Origin of the sequence: Streptomyces sp. NPDC048565, from assembly GCF_040650935.1 — a bacterium.
In the GTDB taxonomy this organism is placed as follows: domain Bacteria; phylum Actinomycetota; class Actinomycetes; order Streptomycetales; family Streptomycetaceae; genus Streptomyces.
Genome location: NZ_JBEZIH010000007.1, coordinates 184,807 through 210,189, shown reverse-complemented (window position 1 = coordinate 210,189; position 25,383 = coordinate 184,807). Strand labels below are relative to the sequence as shown.

General features: G+C 70.1%; 18 protein-coding genes. 14 read left to right on the top strand and 4 right to left on the bottom strand.

Annotation, left to right across the window (positions count from 1 at the left end; translation table 11 throughout):
- The first annotated feature begins 4 nt into the window (after nucleotides 1–4).
- The 3 genes from AB0C75_RS11710 (at nucleotide 5) to AB0C75_RS11700 (ending at nucleotide 2,640) form a co-directional block, all read left to right on the top strand.
- Nucleotides 5–817, top strand: coding sequence for a DUF1684 domain-containing protein (locus AB0C75_RS11710; RefSeq protein ID WP_362889515.1), 813 nt, complete (start codon nucleotides 5–7; stop codon nucleotides 815–817).
- Nucleotides 818–1,041: 224 nt separating this feature from the next.
- Nucleotides 1,042–1,974, top strand: a complete 933-nt coding sequence (locus AB0C75_RS11705; protein WP_362889513.1) for a S1 family peptidase — start codon at nucleotides 1,042–1,044, stop codon at nucleotides 1,972–1,974.
- A 186-nt stretch (nucleotides 1,975–2,160) separates the two neighbouring features.
- Nucleotides 2,161–2,640 carry a hypothetical protein gene (locus tag AB0C75_RS11700; RefSeq protein ID WP_362889512.1) on the top strand — a complete coding sequence of 160 codons (480 nt, stop codon included), beginning with the start codon at nucleotides 2,161–2,163 and terminating at the stop codon, nucleotides 2,638–2,640.
- An 83-nt stretch (nucleotides 2,641–2,723) separates the two neighbouring features.
- Here AB0C75_RS11700 and AB0C75_RS11695 read toward each other — a convergent pair whose 3' ends face one another.
- Nucleotides 2,724–3,653 (bottom strand): DUF4231 domain-containing protein, encoded by a 930-nt coding sequence (locus AB0C75_RS11695; protein WP_362889510.1) that lies wholly within the window; start codon nucleotides 3,651–3,653, stop codon nucleotides 2,724–2,726.
- A gap of 307 nt (nucleotides 3,654–3,960) precedes the next feature.
- On the opposite strand from AB0C75_RS11695, the gene AB0C75_RS11690 reads away from it, so the two are divergent.
- From AB0C75_RS11690 to AB0C75_RS11665, 6 genes are all read left to right on the top strand, one after another.
- Entirely contained in the window at nucleotides 3,961–4,671 is a 711-nt protein-coding gene (locus AB0C75_RS11690) for a hypothetical protein (RefSeq protein ID WP_362889508.1), read from the top strand.
- 249 nt (nucleotides 4,672–4,920) lie between these two features.
- Nucleotides 4,921–5,088: an FxSxx-COOH cyclophane-containing RiPP peptide gene (gene fxsA, locus AB0C75_RS11685; protein WP_362889506.1), complete on the top strand. Its 168-nt coding sequence runs from the start codon at nucleotides 4,921–4,923 to the stop codon at nucleotides 5,086–5,088.
- Between the two features lie 30 nt (nucleotides 5,089–5,118).
- Nucleotides 5,119–7,386: a radical SAM/SPASM protein FxsB, inactivated metallohydrolase extension form gene (fxsB, locus tag AB0C75_RS11680; RefSeq protein ID WP_362889504.1), complete on the top strand. Its 2,268-nt coding sequence runs from the start codon at nucleotides 5,119–5,121 to the stop codon at nucleotides 7,384–7,386.
- A 123-nt stretch (nucleotides 7,387–7,509) separates the two neighbouring features.
- Nucleotides 7,510–8,823 carry an FxsC protein gene (gene fsxC / locus AB0C75_RS11675; protein ID WP_362889502.1) on the top strand — a complete coding sequence of 438 codons (1,314 nt, stop codon included), beginning with the start codon at nucleotides 7,510–7,512 and terminating at the stop codon, nucleotides 8,821–8,823.
- Nucleotides 8,820–12,755: an FxSxx-COOH system tetratricopeptide repeat protein gene (gene fxsT / locus AB0C75_RS11670; protein WP_362889500.1), complete on the top strand. Its 3,936-nt coding sequence runs from the start codon at nucleotides 8,820–8,822 to the stop codon at nucleotides 12,753–12,755. The genes fsxC and fxsT overlap by 4 nt, the downstream gene beginning before the upstream one ends.
- Nucleotides 12,756–12,905: 150 nt before the next feature.
- Nucleotides 12,906–13,820, top strand: coding sequence for a class I SAM-dependent methyltransferase (locus tag AB0C75_RS11665; protein WP_362889498.1), 915 nt, complete (start codon nucleotides 12,906–12,908; stop codon nucleotides 13,818–13,820).
- Nucleotides 13,821–13,899: 79 nt separating this feature from the next.
- On the opposite strand, the gene AB0C75_RS11660 is transcribed toward AB0C75_RS11665, so the two are convergent.
- The gene (locus AB0C75_RS11660) at nucleotides 13,900–14,784 is read right to left on the bottom strand and encodes an alpha/beta fold hydrolase (protein WP_362889496.1); all 885 of its coding nucleotides are present in this window, start codon (nucleotides 14,782–14,784) and stop codon (nucleotides 13,900–13,902) included.
- Between the two features lie 440 nt (nucleotides 14,785–15,224).
- Between AB0C75_RS11660 and AB0C75_RS11655 the strand changes: the two genes are divergently transcribed.
- The gene (locus tag AB0C75_RS11655) at nucleotides 15,225–16,310 is read left to right on the top strand and encodes a S1 family peptidase (protein WP_362889494.1); all 1,086 of its coding nucleotides are present in this window, start codon (nucleotides 15,225–15,227) and stop codon (nucleotides 16,308–16,310) included.
- Between the two features lie 94 nt (nucleotides 16,311–16,404).
- On the opposite strand, the gene AB0C75_RS11650 is transcribed toward AB0C75_RS11655, so the two are convergent.
- Nucleotides 16,405–17,418 carry an alpha/beta hydrolase gene (locus AB0C75_RS11650; RefSeq protein ID WP_362889492.1) on the bottom strand — a complete coding sequence of 338 codons (1,014 nt, stop codon included), beginning with the start codon at nucleotides 17,416–17,418 and terminating at the stop codon, nucleotides 16,405–16,407.
- Nucleotides 17,419–17,827: 409 nt separating this feature from the next.
- Here AB0C75_RS11650 and AB0C75_RS11645 point away from each other — a divergent pair, with 409 nt between their 5' ends.
- On the top strand, nucleotides 17,828–19,507 hold the full coding sequence (locus tag AB0C75_RS11645) for a sodium:solute symporter family protein (RefSeq protein WP_362889490.1): 1,680 nt from the start codon (nucleotides 17,828–17,830) through the stop codon (nucleotides 19,505–19,507).
- Between the two features lie 16 nt (nucleotides 19,508–19,523).
- Nucleotides 19,524–19,655, top strand: coding sequence for a putative transporter small subunit (locus AB0C75_RS11640; RefSeq protein ID WP_362889488.1), 132 nt, complete (start codon nucleotides 19,524–19,526; stop codon nucleotides 19,653–19,655).
- A gap of 1 nt (nucleotide 19,656) precedes the next feature.
- Here the strand turns inward: AB0C75_RS11640 and AB0C75_RS11635 are convergent, their stop codons facing one another.
- Nucleotides 19,657–20,730, bottom strand: coding sequence for an ABC transporter permease (locus AB0C75_RS11635; RefSeq protein WP_362889486.1), 1,074 nt, complete (start codon nucleotides 20,728–20,730; stop codon nucleotides 19,657–19,659).
- A 169-nt stretch (nucleotides 20,731–20,899) separates the two neighbouring features.
- On the opposite strand from AB0C75_RS11635, the gene AB0C75_RS11630 reads away from it, so the two are divergent.
- Together AB0C75_RS11630 and AB0C75_RS11625 are read left to right on the top strand one after the other, a co-directional pair.
- Complete coding sequence (locus AB0C75_RS11630; RefSeq protein ID WP_362889484.1) at nucleotides 20,900–24,385, top strand: DNA polymerase III subunit alpha; 3,486 nt, start codon at nucleotides 20,900–20,902, stop codon at nucleotides 24,383–24,385.
- Nucleotides 24,382–25,380, top strand: a complete 999-nt coding sequence (locus tag AB0C75_RS11625; RefSeq protein ID WP_362889481.1) for a hypothetical protein — start codon at nucleotides 24,382–24,384, stop codon at nucleotides 25,378–25,380. The genes AB0C75_RS11630 and AB0C75_RS11625 overlap by 4 nt, the downstream gene beginning before the upstream one ends.
- The last annotated feature ends 3 nt before the right edge of the window (nucleotides 25,381–25,383 follow it).

Genomic DNA, 25,383 nt, shown 5'->3' with positions numbered 1-25,383 from the left:
CCGCATGAGCACGGACGCACAGCAGAACAGCGAGGAGTTCCACGCCTGGCAGCGCTGGCACGAGCGGCGCATCGTCGCTGTGGCCGCGCCGCACGGTCCGCTCTCCCTCACCGGCACCCACTGGCTCGCCGAGCACCCGGAGGGCCGAATTCCGGCCGTACCCGGGCTGTGGCGCGAGGGAGAAGGCGAGGTGGTGCTCATCGCCGGTCCCGAGGACGGGCTGACCGTCGACGGGAAGCCCGTCCTCGGGACCGGCGAGGTCCGCCTCGGCGCCGACCGGGGCCCCATCGGCAGCTCCCGGGTGGCGCAGGGCGAGCGGCGGCTGGTCGTGCTGAGCAGGGAAGGCCTCTGGGCGGTGCGGGACTTCGACCCTCAGTCCCCGGCCAGGCAGGCGTTCCGGACGATCGACGCCACGCCGTACGACCCGAAGTGGTCGCTGGAGGGCACCTTCCGGCCGTACGACTCCGACCGGAGCGTCCGCGTCGAGAACGCCGACGGGCGCGAGCGGGGTCTTGGGCTCTCGGGCGAGCTCGCCTTCACCCTGGACGGCGCGGGGCGCACCCTCCAGGTGGCGGTCGAGCCCGACGGTTCGCTCTGGGCCGTCTTCGCCGACACCACCAGCGGGAACGGCAGTTACCGCTTCCGCTTCCTGCGGCCGGGGGCACCCGGCGGGGAGGGCAGGGTACGGATCGACTTCAACCGGACCCTGCTGCCGCCGTGCGCCTTCGCCGACCACTTCATCTGCCCCTTCCCGCCGCCGGGCAACACCCTCACGGTGGCGGTCCCGGCGGGGGAGCGGAACCGTATCGACGGCTGAGGCCCCACCCCGGACGCGGCGGCGCGCCCTGCGCCGCCGCGTCCGAAAAGGCGCCCTTGCGCGGCGGATCGACGCCCCTCGATACTCCCGATCAGCGCCCGTCAGGAATGCGACACATCCGGAATTCGAACGTTTTTCGGAACGGTGTCCTGCTTCCTGACCGCGCCTCACGGGCCCGGCCACCCCACAGGCGGGCCCCCGATTCCCCTCGGGAGGAATGACAAGTGAGGATCAAGCGCACCGAACCCACCGACACGACAGCTTCACGCAGCGGCGGCGGCACGGCGAGACGCGGCCGGATCGCGGCCGTCACCGCGGGCCTCGCCGCCGTCGCCGCACTCACCGTCCCCGCCGCCAGTGCCGACCAGGCAGGAACAGCCGGAACCTACAGCGCGGACCAGCTCAAGGCGGTGGGACAAGCCGTGCTGGACGCCGATGTCGCGGGCACCGCCTGGAACGTCGACCCGGCGACCGGACGCCTCGTCGTCACCGCTGACAGCACCGTCCGGCAGACGGAGATCGACCGGATCAAGGAGTCCGCCGGCGCCGACGCGGGCGCCCTGCGCATCGAACGCGCCCCCGGCAGGTTCAGCAAGCTGATCTCGGGCGGCGACGCCGTGTACGCCTCCAGCTGGCGCTGCTCCCTCGGCTTCAACGTCCGCAGCGGCGACACCTACTACTTCCTGACGGCCGGTCACTGCACGGACGGCGCCGGCACCTGGTGGTCCGACTCGGCCGGGAACGCGGTGCTGGGCACGACCTCGGGGTCGAGTTTCCCGGGCGACGACTTCGGCATCGTCCGCTACACCGACACCTCGGTCACCAAGTCCGGCACCGTCGGCGACCAGGACATCACCGGCGCGGCCCAGGCCACCGTCGGTATGGCCGTCACCCGGCGGGGCTCCACCACCGGCATCCACAGCGGCACTGTCACCAGCCTCGACGCCACGGTCAACTACGGCAACGGTGAAGTGGTGTACGGCCTGATCGGCACCGATGTGTGCGCCGAACCCGGGGACTCGGGCGGCCCGCTCTACTCGGGCGACCAGGCGATCGGTCTGACCTCCGGCGGCAGCGGCGACTGCTCGTCCGGCGGGACGACCTACTTCCAGCCGGTCACCGAAGCACTGAGCGCGTACGGCGTGAGCGTGTTCTGACCCCGCGAGGCACGGCCGCACTCCCGTGAGCCCCCGCCCGACCCCGGCGGGGGCTCCCGTTCGGCCCACGGTTTTTGAGAAGATGTCAGGACGGTCGGTCGCAGAGGCACCACGGGGGGCGGACGCTGTGCGGTCCGGAGGGATGCCTCCCGGAGGCCCCCGCAGACACCAGGGGGTTCCAGGTCCGTGAAACGCATCGGAGTGACCGGTCACCGCTCCATCCCTCATGAGGCACGGGCGCATGTGCTGGAGGGGCTGAGGGCGGCACTGCGCGGACACGAGGGCTCCCTGGAGGCGCTCTCCAGCCTGGCGGTCGGGGCCGACCAGATCTTCGCCGACCTCGCACTGGCCCACGGCGCCGAGCTGACCGTGGTCATCCCCAGCGGGGACTACGAGCAGGGCTTCGCCGACGAGGCGGACCTCGTGCGCTACCAGGCACTCAGGGCCCGTGCCGCCCGTGAGATCCGGCTGGACTACCCGCACTCCACCGACGAGGCCTACTACGCGGCGGGCGCCTACATCGCCGACCACTGCGACCGGCTGCTCGCGGTCTGGGACGGCCTGCCCGCCCGGGGCCTCGGAGGCACCGGCGACATCGTGACGTACGCCCGCAGCCTGGGACGACCGGTCACGGTCATCTGGTGCGAGGGCGTGGAGCGCGGCTGAGCGCGTGACTCCTCACGCCCTCCGTGCCTCTCCACGCCCTCGTGCCTTTCCACGCGCCCGTGCCTCTCCACGCCCACGCATGCTCACATCCGGTGCCTGACCAGCCAGTCCGTGTGCTCGGGAGAGACGATCCGCTCGGTCTCGAAGACGGCGGCCGCCCACTGCCGCTCGGTGAGGCCGGTCTCCATGGCGGCCTGCATGCTCTCCAGGTCGTCCTCGACCAGGGAGTGCGCGGTCACCAGCGGATGATGACGGCGCATCTCGTTCCAGGCGAGGCAGGCGGCCGCCGCGGCGGAGAACGTCCCGGTGAGCGCGAACGACCCGGCGCCGCCGAAGGTCCGCAGCACGGCGAGCACCAGCGCGGGGAGCGTGAGCGCCGCAATGGTGCTGGACCAGACGAGCGCCCCGCGCCGGGACACCAGCCTGCGCCTGCGGTACCAGCGCCGCTGCTCGATCAGCCGGTCCCGGATATAGGTCTCCTTGCGTACGGTGAAGGCCTTGTCCCGTAACTCCCGCATGGACGCGGTGATGAGACCACCGCCCGAGTCCCCCATCTCCTCCCTCGGGTCGTCCCACCCCACCTTCCGCAACTCCTGGAGCCCCTCCTCGAGCCGGCTGGCGAACACCGCCTCGGGGTGCTGGACGGCCGAGTCGAAGGGCGAGCCGTGGACCGCGTAGCGCCAGCAGTTGGACTTGATGAACTCCGCGGCGGAGCGGTTGAGTTGCCAATGCGACTTTGCTTTGCGGCGGGAGGCGAGATAGGTCGTGATCAGGACACCCAGGTAGGCCAACACCGCGATAACATCAAGAAGTTGGACGCCGGGCCCGACCTCGACCCGCCAGGGCAGCGCGGCGGGCACGGTGCCGAGCACGAGCAGGGCGAGCTGGCCGCGGGTGGTGTTGACCGCCTCACGCTGGCGTACGACGGCGACCGCGTCGGTGTGGTGGAAGAGTGCGGGCAGATCAGCGCTCCTGAAGACCATGCTCCGCAGTGGTCCGGGAATCGCCGCCATGTTCACCCCCGTCTGCAGTTGTGGTACGCGTCATAGGGTCTGGATCGGGCCGGGCTGTCCGCGGTCGGGCCCCAGGTGCGCCGTCACGGGGTCCGGAAGGGCGCACGAGGCCCACCGGGGCCATGAGAGTAGGTCGCACTCCGTGTAACGGCAATGCCGCCTCCGGGGCCACAGGCGTCTTCAGGCCCCGGATACGGCACTCTCGTGCGATCGGTCCCTCCTGTGGCACGATCTCCCAACAAGATTGATATATGGGGGAGTTGTTGCAAAACATGGAGCGGCGTCCCCCCGGGCCGGGGGAGGGCGCGTGGTCGACGCAGGTCTTGGAGGCATAGGTCCGCAGTCCGACGACCAGCGCAGGATCCGTCGGAGCCCGCTGCTGTTCACTGCCCCTCTGGTGATGCTCGGGCTGCTGGTGCTCGTCCTTGTCTGGGAGTCGATCCGCCAGAACATCGCGCCCGACGCCCGGGCCGACTGGCCTTGGCGCTTACAGCTGCTCGACATGGAGGCACTCGGAAGTCTGCTGGCCGTCGCGGTCGGTGCCGTGCTCGCTCGGGCGCAGTACGCCCGCACCGTGCGCCCCTACCTGGGGTGGCGGGGGTCGTGGACGAAGGGGCAGCTCCGGGGGAACTCGCAGGCGTGGACCGTGGGTGTCCTCAACGGCGGCCAGCACATCGCGACCATCGAGTCCTGCGACGTCCTATTGGTCCTGGCCGGCGGAGACAGCCGCACGGACTCCCACTGGAGCGACATCTCCGCGGTTGCGACCGAACTGACCGCGGCGGGACTGGTGGTCGCCGAGGACTTCCAGCTCGCGGAGTTCGGGCGGGGTTTTCCCCTCGTGGGGACCGGCAGCTATGAGACGGTGCTGGTGGGCGCCTTCTCCCGGAGGTTCGTCGAGCGCGTCGACGCTCTCCATGTGCGCATGCGGGTGACCGATGTCGTGGGTGACAGCCATGAGCGCACCGGCGACTGCATGAAGGGTGCGAGGGCCGGCATCCACGCCCCTCTCGACTGACTCCCGGCGGGCGCGCACCGCGGAGCCCGCAGGCCGACGGTTTCCGCGCTGCCGCTCGTGCCTCACTCGGGCGGGTCAATGAGCGCCACGATTTCCGTCTCCATAATTCGGCGTAAACACGCGAATTCTTCTCACGTCGGCGTTTGCGCGGGGCTCTGGGCAGAGTAAAGTCATGCCGCCGGGCACTTGTGAATATATGCAGGTTCCGGCTGTGATCCAGTGTCCGGAAACAATCCATCAAGGACGGCCGTGAAGACCTACGAAACCTCCCCCTCCTTCGCCATTGCGAAGAAGAGTCGTGTGCCGCTCGCCAAGATCGACGCCCGTGGCGCCGACGCCTCCAGGAAGATCGGGCGGGTATTCGGTGCCTCCGCGGGTCGCTCCACACAGACTTCGACCTTCAGTTCGGCACTCTGAGTTGGGTGCCGAGGTGGCTAGACTGGGGGAATGACAGGACCCCTGGTCCCCTTTCGCGAGGTTGTGCTCAAGGTGCACAGCAGGTGCGATCTTGCGTGCGACCATTGCTATATCTATGAACATGCAGATCAGAGCTGGCGTACCCGCCCCAAGTCCATCTCTGACGAGGCCATTTCATGGACGGCTCGACGATTGGCCGAGCATGCCTCGGAGCATGCACTCGATTCGATGTCAGTGATCCTGCATGGAGGCGAGCCGCTCCTGGCGGGCCCTGCGCGACTGCGCCGTGTCTGTGAGGAGCTCACCTCGGCGCTGGCCGGCGTCGCTGAGCTGGACCTCAGGATCCATACGAACGGCGTCCAGCTCAGCCCCCGCTACCTCGACCTCTTCGACGAATTCGACGTCAAGGTCGGCATCTCTCTCGACGGCGGCCGCACGGCGAACGACCGGCACCGCAAGTTCGCCAACGGCCGGAGTAGCCATCCCCTGGTGCTCAGAGCGGTGGAGCTGCTGCGGCAGGACCGCTACAGCCACCTGGACCTGGGGCTGTTGTGCACGATCGACATCCGGAACGATCCCGTCGAGGTGTTCGATGCCCTGGTGGAGCTCGAGCCTCCCCAGGTCGATTTCCTTCTGCCCCACGCCACGTGGGACGAGCCCCCGCTGCGGCCCGACGGCTCGCCCACCGCATATGCCGACTGGCTTCTCGCGGTCTTCGACCGTTGGACGGAGCACGGGCGGAAGCTGCCCGTTCGGCTCTTCTCCTCGGTCATGTCCACTCTGAGTGGCGGCCCGAGCCTCACGGAGTCCCTCGGGCTCGCCCCCACGGACCTGGTCGTCATCGAGACGGACGGACAACTGGAACAGGTCGACTCCCTCAAGAGCGCGTACGACGGGGCTGCGGCCACTGGGTTCGACGTCTTCTCGCACTCTTTCGACGATGTCGCGGCCCATCCCGGAGTCCAGGCGCGACAGCTCGGCCTGGCGGGCGTCAGCGAGACGTGCCGCTCGTGCCCCGTCGTGCGTTCGTGCGGGGGCGGCCTCTACACGCACCGCTACCGCTCGTCCAACGGGTTCGACAACCCGTCCGTGTACTGCACCGATCTGGAGACGCTCGTTCGGGGCGTCGAGGAGCGTGCCGCCGCCTCCCTCGGTTCCCTGGCGGCCACCGAGCCCTCCGAACTCGTCGCGGCCGGCCAGGACCTGAATCGCACCGTGCTCGCCGCCCTGCACACCAGGCTCGGTGCACACGGCCATGCGGGGTGGGGCGAAGCATGGGAGCTGGCGGCCGAGGCCGAGGAGACCGAGCGCGGGGCCGGCGCTCTGGACGAGGTGCTCGGTCACCCGTACGCCCGCACCTGGCTCCTCGAAGCGCAGCGGGCGCCGGACGGCGGAGCCCACGCGGAGCGTGCCGCGGACCGGCTGGCCGCGTCCGTGGCCGCGGCCGCCGTCCGCGCACGGCTCGAGCTCACGGTTCCTGTGCGGTTCGACGACGGCAGGCTCTTCCTTCCGACCTTGGGCGAGGCGAGGATCGGTGATCCCGGGGAGCGGGGAACGGCTCTGGTGCGAGCCGCCGGAGAGGGGTTCCTGGTGCACAGGGAGGGCGACGGCGGAGTGACGCGTGTCGCCGACATCGCGCTGGACAGCCCGGGCTGGGAAGCGCTGCGCCGGGTCGGCAGTGACGGAGGGCCCGGCTTCGCGCTCGATGATCTGGACCCTTACCGCGACTGCTTCGGGGCCACAGCTGCCTCGCGCCTCACCCCACAGGAGGCCGCGGCCTGGGGCGTACGTCTGGATGCGGCGTGGGGGGTGCTGCGCAGGAGGGTTCCGCAACAGGCGGCCGAGGCGGCACTGTCCATGGTGGCCCTGACCCCTCTTGCCGCGGGCGCGACCTGTGCGGGAGAGCACGGCTACGGGGCGCTCGGCCTCGGCGTCGAAGACGGGGTGGAGGAGCTCGCGCTCCTATTGCTGCGCGGTTTCAGGGAGTCGAAGTTCCTGGCACTCACCGAAGTCACGGATCTTTACGCGGCGGACGGGGAATGGGTACACCAGGATCCCTGGAGTCAGGAACCGAAGCCGTTCTCGCAGCTGTTCTCCGAGACTTTCGAACGGGTGGGTACGGGACTCTTCGATCCACGGTTCCTGAAGGGTGTCCGGCAGGCGCTCGACATGATCGAATCATCCCCCGAACTGACCATCGACGGAACGCGAGTACTGGCCGGACTCCGGAAAGAGCTCGCTGACAGCACAGACGGAACGTCCGGGGAGGAACAGCCGCAAGCCCGTGGGAACGTATGACTGAAAAGCAACGGTGAATGACCGAACCACAGGGGGGTGGAGTGAGGTCCGCTCCGCAATGATGAATGCGCTCGCATCCTTTTTCTCCACTCCGATGCGAGTGCCACACAGGACGGGGGTCGTGTGCACGCATCGACGCAGCAGCGAGCGACGGACCATCGGCCGTACTTCTTTCTGAGCTACGCGCATACACCGGGGTACGGCGGTGGATCGGACCCAGACATGTGGGTCGAACGGTTATTCCAGGATCTCTGTGGTCATGTGATGGCCATGACCAACCTGCCCGCCGGCGCGGCAGCCGGCTTCATGGACCGGGAGATACGCTCGGGCGAGGGCTGGTCCGAGCGGCTGGGCAGTGTCCTCGCCAACTGCCGGGTCTTCGTCCCGCTGTTCTCGCCGCGGTACTTCGCCAGCGAGATGTGCGGCAAGGAGTGGTACGCCTTCGAGCAGCGAGCCATTCATCACCGGGCTCGATTGAATCAGCCCGCCGAGGCGATCGTGCCCGCACTCTGGGTCCCGGTGCCCCCGAGCCAACTCCCGGGCCCTGCCGAGCGGTTACAGTTCAACCACCGTGATTTCGGAGACCGCTACGTCAGCGACGGGCTCTACGGGCTGATCAAACTCACGCTGTTCGCCCAGGATTACGAACAGGCCGTTTACCATCTGGCCAAACGCATCGTTCACGTCGCCGATTCCGTCCGGATGGGTTCGGGCAGGCCACTCGACTTCCGCCTCGTCCCCAGCGCCTTCGGCGCACCGGGCAGCGGTGCGGGCGCGCCGAGGCCCATGCGGATCACCGTTGCCGCGCCTACGCGTCACGACCTGCCGGAAGGCAGGAACCCGGATTACTACGGCGACAATCCGCAGGAATGGAACCCCTACCATCCCGCTTCCGCCAGACCACTCGCCTATGTCGCCGAAGAACTGGTGCGCTCCCTCAACTACCAGGCCGTCATCTCCCCGTTCGACGAGGAGCCCGGTCAGCGGGAAGGCAAGCAGTCGCCCAGTACTCCCGAGATCCTCCTGGTCGACCGCTGGGCCCTGGAGGACGAGGATCTGAGGCGCCGGCTCGCGGCATTCGACGCGGAGAACCGGCCCTGGGTGACCATGGTCGTCCCATGGTGCAGGGAGGACCATCAGAGCAGGGCGGCCGAGGCCGAACTGACCGAGAAACTCGAGCAGACGATGCCGGTCAAGATGCGGCAGGGGCGGGCCTTCTGCCGTGTCGCGGCCAAGGGGGTACCCAGCATGGAAGCGTTCGGCCAGATCCTGCCGCAAGTGGTCGAGGCGGCTGCTCAGCAGTACCTGAGGCATGCCACTGCCTATCCACCGGCCGGTGGGCGGCACAGCGAACGGACGCGGCTGATGGGGCCGATGGGCAACACCCAGTTCATACCCGACATGCACGACCCTGCGACGGATGCGGAGGACGTATGACAGCCGGTCGTGACGGGCGCATCGTCACTTTCTACTCGTACAAGGGCGGCACGGGGCGCACCATGGCCCTGGCCAACACCGCCTGGATCCTCGCCGCCAACGGCAAGCGGGTGCTGGCCGTGGACTGGGATCTGGAAGCCCCGGGGCTCCACCGCTTCTTCCACCCCTTCCTCGACCCCTCGACGCTCGGGGCCACCACCGGCGTGATCGACCTGATCACCGAATACGCCTGGGCCGCGACCAACCCCGCCCAGCGGGCCGACGACTGGCACAAGGACTACGCCAGGATCCAGCCGCACGCGGTGTCGCTGACCCCCGAGACGCTCGGCTGGGAGTTCCCGAAGGGCGGCACCCTCGACTTCGTGTCCGCCGGACGGCAGAACCGCGAGTACTCCGCCACGGTCTCCACCTTCGACTGGGACAACTTCTACGACCGGCTCGGCGGCGGCCACTTCTTCGACGCCCTGCGGGACGACATGAAGGCCCACTACGACTACGTCCTCATCGACAGCCGCACCGGTCTCAGCGACATCGCCGACATCTGCACCGTCCACCTCCCGGACGTCCTCGTCGACTGCTTCACCCTCAGCGACCAGTCCATCGACGGCGCGGCCTCCGTCGCCCGGCAGATCGCCGAGCGCTACACCGGCCGGCCCATCTCGATCTTCCCTGTCCCCATGCGGATCGACGAGGGCGAGAAGGAGAAGGCGGACGCCGGACGGGCGCTGGCCCGGCTGAAGTTCGACCGGCTGCCCCGTGATCTGTCGGGTGAGGAACTCACCGCCTACTGGGGCGCGGTGGAGATCCCCTACCGCCCCTACTACGCGTACGAGGAGACCCTCGCCACCTTCGGCGACGAGGCCGGGCTCAGCAACTCGCTCCTGTCCGCCTTCGAGCGCCTCACCACGGTCGTCACCGAGCAGGAGATCACCTCGATGCCCCCGGTGGGTGAGGAGGTCAGGCTGCGTATCCGCGACGCGTTCACGCGCCGCAGGCCCGCGCTGCCCGCCGACCTCTTCCTCAGCTATGTGGCGGAGAACCGCATGTGGGCCGACTGGATCGAGTCGGTCCTGACCCGGGCCGGATTCCGGGTGGTCCCGCGTGATGTGTCCGCCGAGCAGGGGCCGCCGGAATCCACGCACATCCCGTCCGAGACGGCTGCCCGCACGGTGGTGCTCCTCTCCAGCGCCTATCTCAAGTCGCAGCGGGCCGTGGCCCTCTGGGAGCAGGCGGTCTCCGAGGACCCCGGTGGGGGCCGTCGGCAGCTGCTGCCGCTCAGGATCAGCGATGTCCGGCTTTCCGCGCCGTACATCGACCGCAACCCGGTAGATCTCTTCAGGCTCGACGAGGTCCATGCCACGACCGCGCTGATGCGCGCCCTGGACCGGCCGGTGCAGCTCGGCGACGGGGCGTCGCCCGGCCCCCGTTTCCCCGGCACCGTGCCGAGGATCTGGAACGCACCGCCCCGCAACCCCGGTTTCACCGGCCGCTCCCTGGTCCTGGAACGGATGCGTGACCAGCTCGGCGGCGGCATGGCCGTCGTGCTGCCGCAGCCGCAGACCCTCTACGGCCTCGGTGGTGTGGGCAAGACCCAGGTGGCCCTGGAGTATGTGCACCGCTTCATGGCCGACTACGACCTGGTGTGGTGGATATCGTCCGAACAGACCGACGACGTGATCGCTGGGCTCGCGGAACTGGCCGTTCGGCTGGGTGCCCAGGGCGGCGACGACATGGCCGCAGCTTCTCAGGAGGCCGTCGATCTGCTGCGCCGGGGTGTGCCGTCGGACCGCTGGCTGCTCGTCTTCGACAACGCGGACGACCCGGAGAGGCTCAGGCGCTACTTCCCGCAGGGTGGCTCCGGGCACATCCTGGTCACATCCCGGAACCAGGCATGGTCCCAGCACGGCGACGCGCTGCCCGTCGACGTGTTCCTGCGCGAGGAGTCGATCGAGCATCTGCAGCGTCGGGCACCCGGGCTCAGCGCGGAGGACGCCGCCCAGGTCGCCACCGCGGTCGGCGATCTGCCGCTCGCGGTCGAACAGGCGGCGGCCTGGATCGCGGAGACCGCCACCCCCATTGGCGCGTACCTGGAACAACTGGCCCGTCAGGCGCCCCAGGTCCTCGCCCTGAACCAGCCGGCCGGCTACCCGGAACCCGTCGCGGCCACCTGGAACATCTCCATCGAACGTCTCAAGGAGCGTTCGCCCGCCGCGGTGCGGCTGCTCCAGCTCTGCGCGTTCTTCGCACCCGAGCCGATCTCCGCGAATCTCCTCTACAGCAAGGAGATGATCGAGGCACTGAAGCCCTACGACTCATCGCTCCAGGAGAAACTGGTCCTTGGCCGTGTCATCCGGGAGATCGGCCGATTCGCCCTGGCCAAGGTCGACCAGGTGTCGAACTCCATCCAGGTGCACCGCTTGGTGCAGGCGGTCATCAGGGCTCAGCTCAGCGAGGAGGAGCAGGCAGAGGCCAGGCACGTCGTCCACCGTGTGCTGGCAGGTGCCAGGCCCGACGACACGGAGCCGATCGACAACCCCGAGACCTGGCCACGCTTCGCCACGATCTGGCCGCACCTCGGCCCGTCCGACGCGCGTTACTGCCGGGACCACGAGACCCGCAGGCTGCTGATCGACCGGGTGCGCTATCTGTGGAAGCGCGGCGACGTCAGGACAGCGGGAAGGCTGGGAGAGGAGTTGCGCGAGGCCTGGCTGAGCATGCTGGGGGAACGCGACATCCAGTATCTGTACCTCTGCTTCCACCTCTCCAACATCCTCCGTACCCGAGGGCGTTACGTGGAGGCCAAGGAACTCGACGAGTTCACCCTGCGGCTCCAGCGGGAGGTACTCGGGCCGGAGCATCCGCACACGTACATGACCACCAGCAGTCTGGCCATCGACCTGGGTCTGCTCGGGGACTACGGGCGGGCCATCGAGCTGGCGACAGAAGCTCATGAAGGCTTCAACCAGATCTTCCACGAGCGGCACGCCCGGACGCTGGCTGCGGCGAACAACCTGGCGTTGAATCTGCGGAGCGTCGGGCAGTACGCGAGGGCACGGGAGATCGACCAGGACTGCTACGACCTGCGGTCGGAGGTCCTGGGCCAGGAGCACCCGCACAGCCTGTCATCGGCACTGAACCTGGCCCGTGACCTGCGCGAGGTCGGACGCTACGAGGACTCCGTCGGGCTGCTCAGCCGTACGTACGACAGTCTCAAGGCCACCCTCGGCCGGACCTACCCCACCACGCTCAGCGCCGCCAAGAGTCTGGCGGTCTCGCTGCGCAGGGCGGGGCAGCTGGAGGACGGGCGGAGGCTGACGGTGGCCACCCGGGCCAGGTACCGGGCCAAGTACACCTCGGCCAACCCCGAGTCGCTGGCCTGTGACCTCAACATGGCGGCCGACCTGTTCGCCGCGGGGGAGGCCGTCGAGGCCAGGGACACCGCGCAGGAGGTGGCCGACCAGTACAGGAACGTGCCGGGGGAGCGGCATCCTTACACCCTGGCCGCGCAGAACAATCTCGGCGCCTACCTCTCCGGGGCCGGCTCGCCGGTCGAGGCGGAGAAGCTGCTGACGCGGGTGGTCGCCTCGATGCGTGAGGTGTTCGGGCACGAGCACCCGAACACGCTGTTCAGCGTCATGAACCTGGCGAACGCGACGGCGCGGCAGGGCGATCTGGAACTCGCCCTGGAGATGGAACGGCGGGTTGCCGGCCAGCTCCGGGACGCCCTCGGCGCGCATCACCCGGAGACCCTGGCCATGACGTCGAACCTCGCGGTCACGCTCGGCGCGCTGGGACGCGAGGACGAGGCGCTGAGGCTGCGGGCGGAGACGGGCGACGAGCTGGCACGGCAGCTCGGCGACGAGCACCCGCTGACCCGGATAGCGCGGGACGAGCGGAGGTTCTGGCGCGAGCTGGAGCCGATGGCGGTGTGAGGTCGTGATGCGGGGGCCGGGGCTCCCGCATCGTTCATCTTCCCGCCGCACGGTGTGCGCCCCGTGTGCGCCGGGCGGCTGCCGCGGGGATTCCCTGGGCCGCTAGCGTCGCGCTGTCTGTGAACGCTCCACCCCCTCGGAAGGTGCGCGATGTCCTTGCTCACGTCTCCGCCCGTGAAACGGGCGATGCGCCCCGTCATCACGGCTCTGGACCGCAGGATCAAGAGACTTGCCAGACTGGAGAACGCGGAGCTGCGCCGGCAGTTGGAGCAGGCCCAGCGTCAGCTGGACGGCGGGGCGGTGAGGAGCTACGCGGTCGAGCTGTTGCTCGGGCGTGCCGGACGGGGCAGTCACCGCACCCCCACCAGGACCCAGGTGGAGAGGCTGGCCGCGGAGGTGCGCGAGGTCACCGGCGTCCACACCGCCGAGCGCCATGTCCACCTGGCCTACCGCACCCTGGTCGTGCTCGAGGCGCTGGGATCGGGGCGGGTGGCGGGCGGCACGATGAACGTCGTGGGCAAGCTGTCCACCGTGCCGCTGCTGAAGCCGCCGAACGACGAGGTGCTGGAGATCGGCACGCTGCACGGCCTGTTCGCGGCGGGCCTGGTGCGGCAGCTGGTCAGTGCGGGCTACGCACCCCGTCTGACGATCGTCGACCCGCTGGCGGACGTCCAGCTGCAACCCGGTCATGTGCTCGGGGCCGATCCGTCCGGAACCCCGATCAGTGAGAACGTCGTGCGGGCCAACCTCGGGCTCTCCGGCCTGCCCGAGGAGCGGATCCGGCTGCGGCGCGGCTTCTCCAACGCCCCCGAGGTCAGGGCGGCCGTCACCGACCGTGAGTACGGCGTCGTCGTCATCGACGGTGACCACTCGGAGGAGGGGGTACGGGAGGACCTCGAATGGGCCGAGACGCTGGTGGCGAGCGGGGGGGTGGTCGTCATCGACGACTACACCGACAAGAACTGGCCAGGCGTCGAGGCCGCGGTGCGCAAGCACCTGGAGGGCGACACCCGCTTCACCTTCATCGGCAGGACCTCGACGTCCGGTTTCCTCCGGGCCGGGTGATCCGGTGGGGCTCCCGGGCCCGGGTGATCCGGTGGGGCTCCCGGGCCGGAGCCTTGCGGTCCGGGAGTCCCACCGCCGGTCAGCCGACGGCGGCCGCCCGCTCGTCCAGCAGCCAGTTGAGCACCTCGGGCAGCACGGACAGCGCGTCGAAGTGCGCCGCCGCCGGTTCCAGTACAGCGGTGGCGCCCGGGATCTGCTCGGCCAGCCAGCGGGAGTGGCCCACCGGCGAGAACACATCCTTCACGCCGTGCCACAGCATCACGGGACACGTGATGTCGGCGGGGTCGAACCCCCACGGCCTGCAGAACGCGATGGCGTCGTCGATCCAGCCGTACGCCGATGTACGCAACCCCTCCCGGTAGTTGGCCAGCAGCATCGTGCGGATCCCGGCGTCGTTGACCACGACACGGTCGGAGTCGGTCAGCTCCCGGCGCAGGTCGTCCAGGAGCCGGACCGGGTCCTGCCGGATCTCCTCCGAGCGGCTGATGAAGGACTCCGCGAGACCGTCCGGATCAGCCGCCGCAGTGGAGTACGCGAGCACGTTCGACGCGGCCATCCCGTCGAACCAGTCGAGCCCCTCGGCGTCCCAGGGCGCCAGGCTGACCAGCGCGGCCGTGCGGGTGACCCGTTCGGGCATCAGCGCCGCGCAGGCCAGGGCGTGCGGCGCGCCGCCCGAGCGGCCGACCACGGCGAAGCGCTCCAGGCCGAGCGAGTCGGCGATCGTGCGTACGTCCTCGGCGACATCCATGACCCGGCGGCCCGGCAGCCGGTCGGACCCGCCGTACCCCGGGCGGTCGTAGGTGATCAGCTGCATCTTCCGCTGGTAGAGGACCATCCCGCGGGGCGCGGGGCCCAGCCGGCTGCCCGGCATCCCGTGCAGGAGGAATACCGGTCTGCCCTGGGGGTCCCCCTGACGCTCGACCATCAGATGCCGTCCGTCCGCCATGCGCACCCGACTTCGCACGCCGCCCCTCCGCTCGGTCACCTCGCTCGGTCCGGGCACCAAGTACCCGGCGTGTACTGCCTGTTCGATGATGACCTATCGGAGGCGATACCGGCACTCCCCGTCGGGACGAGCCGGTGGTGTTCGGGATGTGCGGGCGCGTTCGGGGGTGTGTTCGGCTTCAGGAGCGCCCGCCACAGCATCCGGACTCCGGGCGGCCATTACAGGACAGGACTAGTCCTCACCCGCTGTGGGGAACCTGTCGCACCGGGTGTTCACAAGCGGAACCGACTTGGTGCGGTGCCCGGGTTGTGAACGCCTGGAGGGCGAACCGTTGTTGTCGTGTGCGCGTCCGGAAGTCGACCTTGTGTGCTACCGATCGCATGGGAATAGTGGGCGCCACATCCTCCGTGTTCCGGACACCCCACTTGTCCGTGCACGGCCCCCACAGGAGGTCGAAGTTGAAGCACCGACGCATATCCAGGAAGGGTGTGGCCACGGCCGGCACCGCCGTACTCGCTCTGGTCGCCGCAGGAGTGACGTTCCAGACCGCGAACGCCAGTGACGCCGTGCCCGAGTTCACCGCGCGCTCCCTCAGCGCCCAGTCGGCCGGAACCCTCGCCGACGACCTGGGCAAGACCCTGGGCGGCGACACGGCGGGCGCGTACTACGACGCCAAGGCCAAGAACCTCGTCGTCAACGTCGTCGACGAGGCGGGCGCCGAGCAGGTCCGCCAGGCGGGCGCCAAGGCCAGAGTCGTACAGCACACGCTCACCGAGCTGAAGAGTGCCCGGCAGACCCTCACCGACAAGGCGAGCATCCCGGGCACCTCCTGGGCCGTCGACCCGGTCAGCAACAAGGTGGTCGTCACGGCCGACCGTACGGTCGACGGCGCGGCCTGGGACAAGCTCAGCAAGGTGGTCGACGGGCTCGGCAGCAAGGCCGAACTCAAGAAGTCCGCAGGGGAGTTCAAGCCCCTCATCGCGGGCGGCGACGCCATCTGGGGCAGCGGCGCACGCTGCTCGCTGGGCTTCAACGTGGTCAAGGGCGGCGAGCCGTACTTCCTGACCGCCGGCCACTGCACCGAGTCGGTCACCAGCTGGTCCGACTCGCAGACCGGCTCGGAGATCGGCGCCAACGAGGAGTCCAGCTTCCCGGGCAACGACTACGGCCTGGTCAAGTACACCTCCGACGTCGACCACCCGAGCGAGGTGGACCTCTACGACGGCTCCGCCCAGGAGATCACCCAGGCCGGCGACGCGACCGTCGGTCAGACGGTGTCCCGCAGCGGTTCCACCACCCAGGTCCACGACGGTGAGGTCACCGCACTGGACGCCACGGTCAACTACGGCAACGGCGACGTCGTCGACGGCCTCATCCAGACCACGGTCTGCGCCGAGCCCGGCGACAGCGGCGGCGCGCTCTTCGCGGGCGACACCGCGCTCGGTCTGACCTCGGGCGGCAGCGGCGACTGCTCCGCCGGAGGCGAGACGTTCTTCCAGCCGGTGCCCGAGGCACTGGACGCGTTCGGCGCCGAGATCGGCTGACGCCGACTCCCGTACGCCTGCCACGGCCCGCTCGCCTCCCTCACGGGGGCGGGCGGGCCGTGGCGCTTCCGGGATCAGGCCGCGCGTCGGCACGTCAGGGGGCCAGCCCCGCCAGTGCCGTCGCGACGGGGGCCTGGTCCAGCGGGCCGAGGTGCGATGCGGCGGGGAAGTCGTGGACCGTGAAGGGGTTGCGGGGTGTGCGCGCGTCGGCCTCCGCGATCATCCGGTCCTGGAGCTTCGTGGCGATCGTGCGGTCCCTGCCGAAGCGCAGGTAGGTGCGGGGCAGCCGGCCCCAGGACTCCGGTGTGCCCACGGCCCGGCCCGCGTAGGCCGTGGTCGACTCGTCCGTCTGCATGCCGCCCAGCCGCTGCCGGAACGCGGAGTCCGGGTAGTCCGCGCACATCATCTCGTGGAGCGCCTCAAGGTCCTTCGCGTCGCCCGTACGGGGATTGAGCCGCATCACACCGAGCTGCTCGGGGTCCCCGACGATCTGGCCGAGCGGGATGAGCGCGTCCGCGTTCTCGGGCGCCGCGGTGCAGGCGTCGGGGGTCGGCAGGACGGGGCTGGGGCAGAAGGCCGCCATGTAGCAGATGTGGTGGAGCAGTTCCGGTACGGCTTCGCCCACCCGGGTCACCGTGGCCCCGCCCAGGCTGTGGCCGACCAGGACGACGGGGCCGTTCGCCGCGGCGCGGCGTACCACGCCGGTGACATGCCGCTCGTAGTCGTCCAGGCTCAGCGCGGCGACCGGTGACGGCTCGGTGGCCAGGGCCCCGAGGTCCTGCCGCTGGTACGACTCCGGCACGAACGCCTGCGAGCCGTGCAGCGGCAGGTCCACCGCGACGACGCGGTGGCCGCGCAGGACCAGCTCCTGTGCCACGGGCAGCCAGTACGCCCCCGCGCTGTGCGTGCCGTGCACCAGTACGTACGTGCACGGCCGCGTCCCGCGGCGGCCGCTGCCACGCCCGGCCGCGGCAGCCGGCGCCGCCCCCGCACCGGCGCCGAGTGCGATCCCGCCCACCGCGAGCCCGAGTCCTCGCAGCACGCCCCGTCGGGAGGTGGTCCCTCGCTCGTCGTCCTGGTGGTCCGTTGCTCTGTGATTCTTCGTCATGTCTCGACGCTATGGGGGTCCTGGGAGTGCCGGAATGGGGTCACACACCCGGTCCGGACTACGGCTGGGTGTACCCCGGCGGTCCGCGGTCGCCGATGATCTCCGATCCATAACGAAATGAGCTTTCATCGCAGTTGCGACGTGCAAATGTGTGGCCGTAAGTGAGCGATGCGGACATGACAAGTCGGGATAAATCGTCCATTGAAATGCGTGCTTGCTCCTGTTGTGCCGCAAAATTGCAGGCGAATCACCTGATGGGGCGTCAGTCGATTGAAGATCGCTATGGCTTGAAGAGAGCTGTTAGCGTGCAAAAAGTTTGCGAGCTCAAAGGGCTCGCCTTTTTTTCGGGCTCCACGAGCAGAAAGAGGTGATGCGTGTGGACGGTATGGAAACAGCACAGTTCGGCGCCGTGACCGTAGTCGGTCTGCTGGTCTTCTTCTACGGAGGGACCTTCCTGATCTCGACCCGGATCGGCAAGAAGGACGAGAACGCCGACGGGTACATGACCGGCGGGAACAACATCGGTTTCGGTATCTCCGCCGCCAGCATGACGGCGACCTGGATCTGGGCGTCCTCGATGTACGCATCCGCCACATCCGGTTACAGCTACGGGATATCGGGGCCCATCCACTACGGGCTCTGGGGCGCCCTGATGATCCTCTTCATCTACCCCTTCGGTAAGCGCATCCGCAGCGTCGCCCCGAAGGCGCACACGCTGGCCGAGGTCATGTACGCCCGGCACGGCCGCTCCAGCCAGCTGATGCTCGCCGGCTCCAACATCGTCGGCAGTCTGATCAGCCTGATGTCGAACTTCATCGCCGGCGGCGTGCTCATCTCGCTGCTGTCGCCGTTCAACTTCACCCAGGGCGTCTTCGCCGTGGCCGCCGGCGTTCTCCTCTACACCCTGTGGTCCGGGTTCCGCGCCTCCGTACTGACCGACTTCGTCCAGGTCGTCGCGATGCTCGGCGCGGTGGCGGTGATCGTCCCGTTCATCTTCTTCGCGGCCGGCTTCCCGGCGGCGTTCGAGAGCGGCGCGGAGAACCTGACCCCGCACCAGGGCAACTTCTTCTCCAGCGAGGCGTTCATGGAGCAGGGAGCCCCCTACATCGCCGCGGTGCTCGCCTACGCCATCGGCAACCAGACCATCGCGCAACGGCTCTTCGCGGTGAAGCAGTCCCTGATCAAGCCGACGTTCGTCACCGCGACCATCGGCTACGGCGCCATGGTGATCGGCGTCGGCATGCTCGGTGTGCTCGCCCTCTATCTGGGCTTCGAGCCGAGCGGCGGCGATCTGAACAACCTCATCCCCGAGATGGCGGCGACCTATCTGCCGCCCGTGCTGCTGGCCCTGTTCTTCATCATGATCATCGGCGCGCTGTCCTCCACCGCCGACTCCGACCTCTCCGCCCTGTCCTCGATCATGATGGCCGACGTCTACGGACAGAACATGGCGGGCAAGGAGAAGGCCGACCCCAGGACCATGCTGCTGATCGGCCGCGTCACGATGGTCGTGGCGACCGCGGCAGCCGTGGCCTTCGCCAGTCTGCAACTGAGCATTCTCGATCTGCTGGTGTTCGTCGGCGCGCTGTGGGGCGCTCTCGTCTTCCCGGTGCTGGCCAGCTTCTACTGGGACAGGGTCACCAACAAGGCGTTCACCGTCTCGGTGCTCGTGGCACTCGCGGTGTTCCTGCCGGTCCGCTTCAGCTGGATTCCCGTGGACGGTGTCTTCGGCATCGTCGTGGACGTGCTGGCGGTCCTCGGTGTCGGTGTGGTCCTCGGCCTGATGGTGTTCGGATTCCTGGGGCCCAAGGCGGCGAGGATCGTGGGCGTGCTGGCGACAGTGGCCTGCGCGCCGTTCGCCATCGGGTCGCTCCACGAGTACGCGACACTGTGCGGCTCGCTCGTCGCCTACTCCGTGAGCACCGCCATCTGCTGGGCGATGTCGATGGGCCGGGGCGAACGCTTCGACTTCGCCGTCATCGCGCAGCGCACCGGTGACTTCGACGACGGCGTGGATGCCGCTGTCCCGGAACCGGCGGCCGGTACGGACGACGCCGGAGCATCCGAGCCCGTCACACACACCAAGTGAACCAGGAGGAGGCGCAGTGACCACCGTTGCCTTGACCGCGTACGTCCTGATGTGGCCCGTCATCGTGGCCGGAGTTCTGTTCGTGATCAGCCGCGCGTTCTTCCGCGAATGGGCGGAGGCCCGCCGCAGCGGCAAGGACATGATCTGAGTCAGGCGGGACTCGAACCGCTCCCGGGTGAGGCCTCGGCCTCCCCGGGGGCCGCCGCCCGCCGCTTCCCCCGCTGCCCGTCCGTGTCCCGGCCACGCAGCGACAGGAGCAGGGTCAGGGCCGTGCCGACGACCGCCCAGGCGGAGAGCACCAGCAGGGGGCCGGTGACCGCGTTGCCCTTGAAGTACGCGATCGAGCGGGCCGTCCAGGTCCCCGCCCCGGGCGGCAGGGCGGGGCCGATCGCCCGCCAGAAGTCGGGCAGCATCGGCAGCGGGAAGGCGCCGCCCGCGCTCGGATTGCCCGCGATCACGATCAGCAGGACGGCCAGGCCGATGCCGATGATGCCGGTGAGCGCCTCCAGGGCGAGTGTGATCATGCCGGTCGCGAAGACGATCAGCGCACCCAGGCCTGCCAGGCCCCAGAAGCTGCCCGGGAGTGCGCCGAGCACCGGGCCGATGATGATCGCGCCCCCGATCCCGCCCGCGATCGAGTACAGCGCCATGGCCGCGGTGCGGATCACCGCGCGCTGCCGGTTGGCGGGTTTGGCGCCCGCGCTGATCGCCAGGATCGATGCGCAGAGGTACCCGCCGACGCACCAGCCCACGACCAGGTAGAACGACGAGAGGCCGTTGAAGTCGCCCGAGGACGCGGGTGCCACGTCCACGGTCCGCACCGTGCGGTGCTGGGACCCCTCCGCCTCCTTGAGGATCTTGGTCAGCGTGTTGGCCAGCACGGTGCCGCCGCCGGATGCGACGAGCGCGGTGTCGGTCGACCCCGTGGGGCTGACGATCAGGGCGCCGTCGATGTCGCGGTTCTCGATCTGCCGGCGGGCCTCCGCCTCGCTCGACACGGCGCGCGGATCGAGCGGGCCGCCGGGCAGGCCGTCCAGCCGGCTGACGAGCTGTCCTGACGTCTGCTTCGGGGCGACGACCCCGAGGGGTACGTCCGTCGGGTCGGGCCTGTGCAGTGCGCCGACGTAGGAGGCGATGAACAGCAGCTGCAGTGCCAGTACGCCGATGACCAGCAGCGCGGCCCGTGTGGTGACGGCGCTCTTCACCTCGTCAGCGAAAGTCATGCCCCCACGGTCAGGCCGGGGCACCGCTCACGCAGGCGGGGCGGGCCGAATGGCGGAGTGGTGGCAGCGCCCCGGTATCGCACGAACACGGTTATCGTACGAACGTTCGAAACTTGGTCTATGGTGGAGAGCGAGGGGGTGGGAGTACGGATCGGTCCAGGAGGTGCGGATGTCAGGGTTCACGCATCTGCATACCGTTTCCGGGTTCTCCCTGCGGTACGGGGCGTCGCACCCGGAGCGGCTGGCCGAGCGTGCCGCCGAGCGGGGGATGGACGCCCTCGCGCTGACCGACCGCGACAGCCTCGCGGGTGCGGTCCGCTTCGCCAGGGCCTGCGAGGGGGCCCGGATACGGCCGCTCTTCGGTGTGGAGCTCGCGGTCGCACGGCAGGCCGACGGGGCGGGGCGTACGCACAAGGCGCGCACGCCGGTCCGCGGAGGTGCCTTTGTCGATGAATCCGCACCCCGTGTCACCTTCCTCGCCCGCGACGGCGCCCGTGGCTGGGCCGAGCTGTGCCGGCTGGTCACCGCCGCCCACGGCGCCGGGACCCCGGATGCCGGGCAGCCCCTGGTCGGCCGTGAGGCGCTGCCCGCCGAAGGGCTCACCGTGCTGCTCGGCCCCGCATCCGAGGTGGGCGCCGCGCTGGCCGCGGGCCGCCCCGACCGGGCCGCCGCGCTGCTCGCCCCCTGGCGGGAGATCTACGGTGACGCCCTGCGTCTCGAAGCCGTCCACCACGGCCGCGAGGGCTCGGGACCCGGATCGCTGCGGCTCGCCGCCCGTACCGTCGGCTTCGCCGCCGAGCAGGGGGTGCGGGCCGTGCTGACCAACGCCGTCCGGTACGCCGATCCCGGGCAGGGCCCCGTCGCCGACGTGCTCGACTCGGCCCGCCGGCTCGTCCCCGTCGACCCCCGCCGCTCGCCGCTCGACAGCGGGCAGCGCTGGCTCAAGGACGCCCACGCGATGCGGGAGACCGCCGAGCGGATCACCTCGGCCGCGGGGCTCGGGCGGGACGCGGGGGAACGGCTGCTGGCCGAGACCCGGCGCACCGCCGACGCCTGCCGTGTCGACCCCGAGGGTGACCTGGGGCTCGGCGGCGTCCACTTCCCCGAACCGCACCTCGTCGGCGCGGGGCGGCGCACCGCCCAGCGGGTGCTGGCCTCCCGCGCCGCCGCAGGCATGGTGCGGCACGGCTACGACCGCAGGCGCGACTACTGGGACCGGATGCGCCGTGAGCTGGACATCATCGCCCACCACGGTTTCGCCTCCTACTTCCTGACGGTCTCCCAGGTCGTCGACGACGTGAAAGGGATGGGCATACGGGTCGCCGCGCGCGGCTCAGGGGCCGGCTCCCTGGTCAACCATCTGCTCGGCATCGCCCACGCCGACCCGGTCGAGCACGGGCTGCTCATGGAGCGCTTCCTCTCCGAGCGGCGCTTCGTGCTGCCCGACATCGACATCGACGTGGAGTCCGCCCGCCGCCTGGACGTCTACCGCGCGATCATCGACCGCTTCGGCGCCGAGAGGGTCGCGGCCGTCTCCATGCCCGAGACCTACCGGGTGCGCCACGCCATCCGCGATGTCGGCGCCGCGCTCTCCATGGACCCGGCCGAGACCGACCGGCTCGCCAAGGCCTTCCCGCACATCCGGGCCAGGGACGCCCGCGCCGCGATGGAGGAACTGCCCGAACTGCGCGCCGTGGCCGGGCAGAAGGAGAAGTACGGCCGGCTCTGGGATCTGGTGGAGTCGCTGGACGCACTGCCGCGCGGCATCGCCATGCACCCGTGCGGGGTGCTCCTCTCGGACGACTCGCTGCTGCGGCGTACGCCGGTCGTACCCACCAGCGGCGAGATCCCCCACGGCCCCGACGGCACGGGCGGCGGCCCCTTCCCGATGGCCCAGTTCGACAAGGACGACGTGGAGCACCTCGGGCTGCTCAAGCTCGATGTGCTCGGTGTGCGGATGCAGTCGGCGATGGCGCACGCGGTGACCGAGGTGAAGCGGGCCTCGGGGCGTGAGGTCGACCTGGACGCCGTACCGCAGGACGACCCGGAGACGTACCGGCTGATCAGGAGCGCCGAGACGCTGGGCTGCTTCCAGATCGAGTCGCCGGGCCAGCGCGACCTGGTCGGCCGGCTCCAGCCCGCCACCTTCCACGACCTGGTGGTCGACATCTCGCTGTTCCGGCCCGGGCCGGTCGCCGCCGACATGGTGCGGCCGTTCATCGAGGCCAGACACGGCCGCGCCCCCGTGCGCTATCCGCACCCCGACCTAGAGGATCCGCTGCGCGACACCTACGGGGTGGTCGTCTTCCATGAGCAGATCATCGAGATGGTGGACATCATGACCGGCTGCGGACGCGGCGAGGCCGACCGGGTGCGGCGCGGGCTCTCCGACCCCGAGTCGCAGGCCCGGATCAGGGTCTGGTTCGCGCAGCGGGCGGCCCGGCGGAAGTACGACGTCGAGGTGATCGCCCGCGCCTGGGAGATCATCGAGGCGTTCGGGAGCTACGGCTTCTGCAAGGCGCACGCGGTCGCCTTCGCCGTGCCGACGTACCAGTCGGCCTGGCTCAAGGCGCACCACCCGGCGGCCTTCTACGCCGGGCTGCTCACGCACGACCCCGGGATGTACCCGAAGCGGCTGCTGCTCGCGGACGCGCGGCGGCGCGGGGTGCCGGTGCTGCCGCTGGATGTGAACCGGTCGGCGGCAGCCCATCGGATCGAACTGGTGTCTGGCGATAATGGCGGTAAATGGGGATTGAGGCTGGCCCTTTCGGACGTCCACGGCATCAGTGAGGCCGAAGTCGCCCGGATCGAGGCCGGACAGCCCTACACCTCGCTGCTGGACTTCTGGCAGCGGGCCAGGCCGGGAAAGCCGGCCGCGGAACGGCTGGCCCAGGTCGGCGCGCTGGACGCCTTCGGCGCCAACCGCCGCGATCTGCTGCTGCATCTGACCGAACTCCACCGCGCCCAGCGGAGCTCGGGTTCCGGCGCGGCGGGCGCCCAGCTCCCGCTCGGCGGCGGACACAGGACCGGCACCGTCGGACTGCCCGACCTCAACGAGGCCGAACGCCTCAGCGCCGAGCTCGGCGTCCTCGGCATGGACGTCTCACGCCATCTGATGGGCGATCACCACGCCTTCCTGGAGGAGCTCGGCGCGGTCTCCGCCAAGCGGCTGCGGGAGGCGGGACACGGGGAGACCGTGCTGGTCGCGGGCGCCAAGGTGGCCACCCAGACCCCGCCGGTACGCTCCGGGCGCCGGGTCATCTTCACCACCCTGGACGACGGGACGGGCCTGGTCGACCTCGCCTTCTTCGACGACAGCCACGCCGCCTGCGCACACACCGTCTTCCACTCCTGGCTGCTGCTGGTGCGCGGGGTGGTCCAGCGCCGCGGCGCACGCAGCATGAGCGTGGTCGGCTCGGCGGCCTGGAATCTGGCGGAGCTGGCCGAACTCCGGCGCACCGGCGGCCTGGACGCGGTCGCGGCACGGCTGGCGGAGGAGCCCGAGGCCGGCGAGGAGGAGAACCCCGACGACGGCCGCCGTATCCGCCTGTCGACCGGCTACGAGATGAACCCCTGGTCCGACCTCAGGCCGGCAGGCGAGGGGACACCCACCGGAAGGAAGCTGTGGCACCAGAGCCAGGGGAGCGCGGGATGAACGGCCGGCCGGCCGTCCTGTGTCTGCGGTTCCGCCGGATCGGCGGCGGACTGCCGGACAGTGCGGGCTACGAGGGACTGCTCGCCCTCCTCGGAGCGTTCACCCCGGTCGTCGAGGCGACCCCGCCCGGCTCCGCGCTCGCCGATATCAGCGGCGCGCTGCGCTACTTCGGGCAGGACACGACGGGCCTGGCCTCCGTGATCCGGGTGCGCGCGCTGGCCCTGCACGGCGTGGACTGCGCGATCGGCGCGGCCTCCAACCCCATGCTGGCCAGGATGGCCGCACGGCAGGCGACGCCCGGGACGACCTTCGTCGTGCCCCCCGGTGAACACGCCGGCTTCCTCGCACCCAGGCCGGCCGCCGCGCTGGACGGCGTCGGGACGGCGACCGCGCGCACCCTGTGCGGCTACGGGCTCGACTCCATCGGCCGGATAGCCGCCGCACCGCTGGCCACCCTGCAGCGGATCACCGGCGTACGGACCGGGCGCGAGCTGTGGGAGCGGGCCAACGGCATCGACCGTACGCGGGTCGTGCCCAACGCGGCAGCCCGGTCGATCGCAGCCGAACGCACCTTCCCCCGCGACGAACTGGACCCCGAGCAGCACCGCCGCGCGCTCCTCTCGCTCACCGAGGAGCTGGGGGCGAGGCTGCGCGGCGACGGGCAGGTGTGCCGCTCGCTCGCGGTCTCCGTGCGCTACGCCGACCGGACCGGTTACGCGACGCTGACCCGCAGCCGCACGCTCCAGGAGCCCACCGCCCACTCGGCGGCGCTCACCTCGCTCGCGTACCGGATCCAGGACTCGTTCGCCCTGCAACGGGCGCGGGTGCGGGGGATCGGGCTGCGGGCGGAAGGGCTCCATGACGCGGAACGGGCCGCCCACCAGCTCACCTTCGACCCCGTGGACGAACGGGCGCGGCGGATCGAGGCGGTGTCCGACCGGCTGCGGGCGAGGTTCGGGCCGCAGGCCGTGAAGCCGGGACGGCTCGCGGCCTGACCC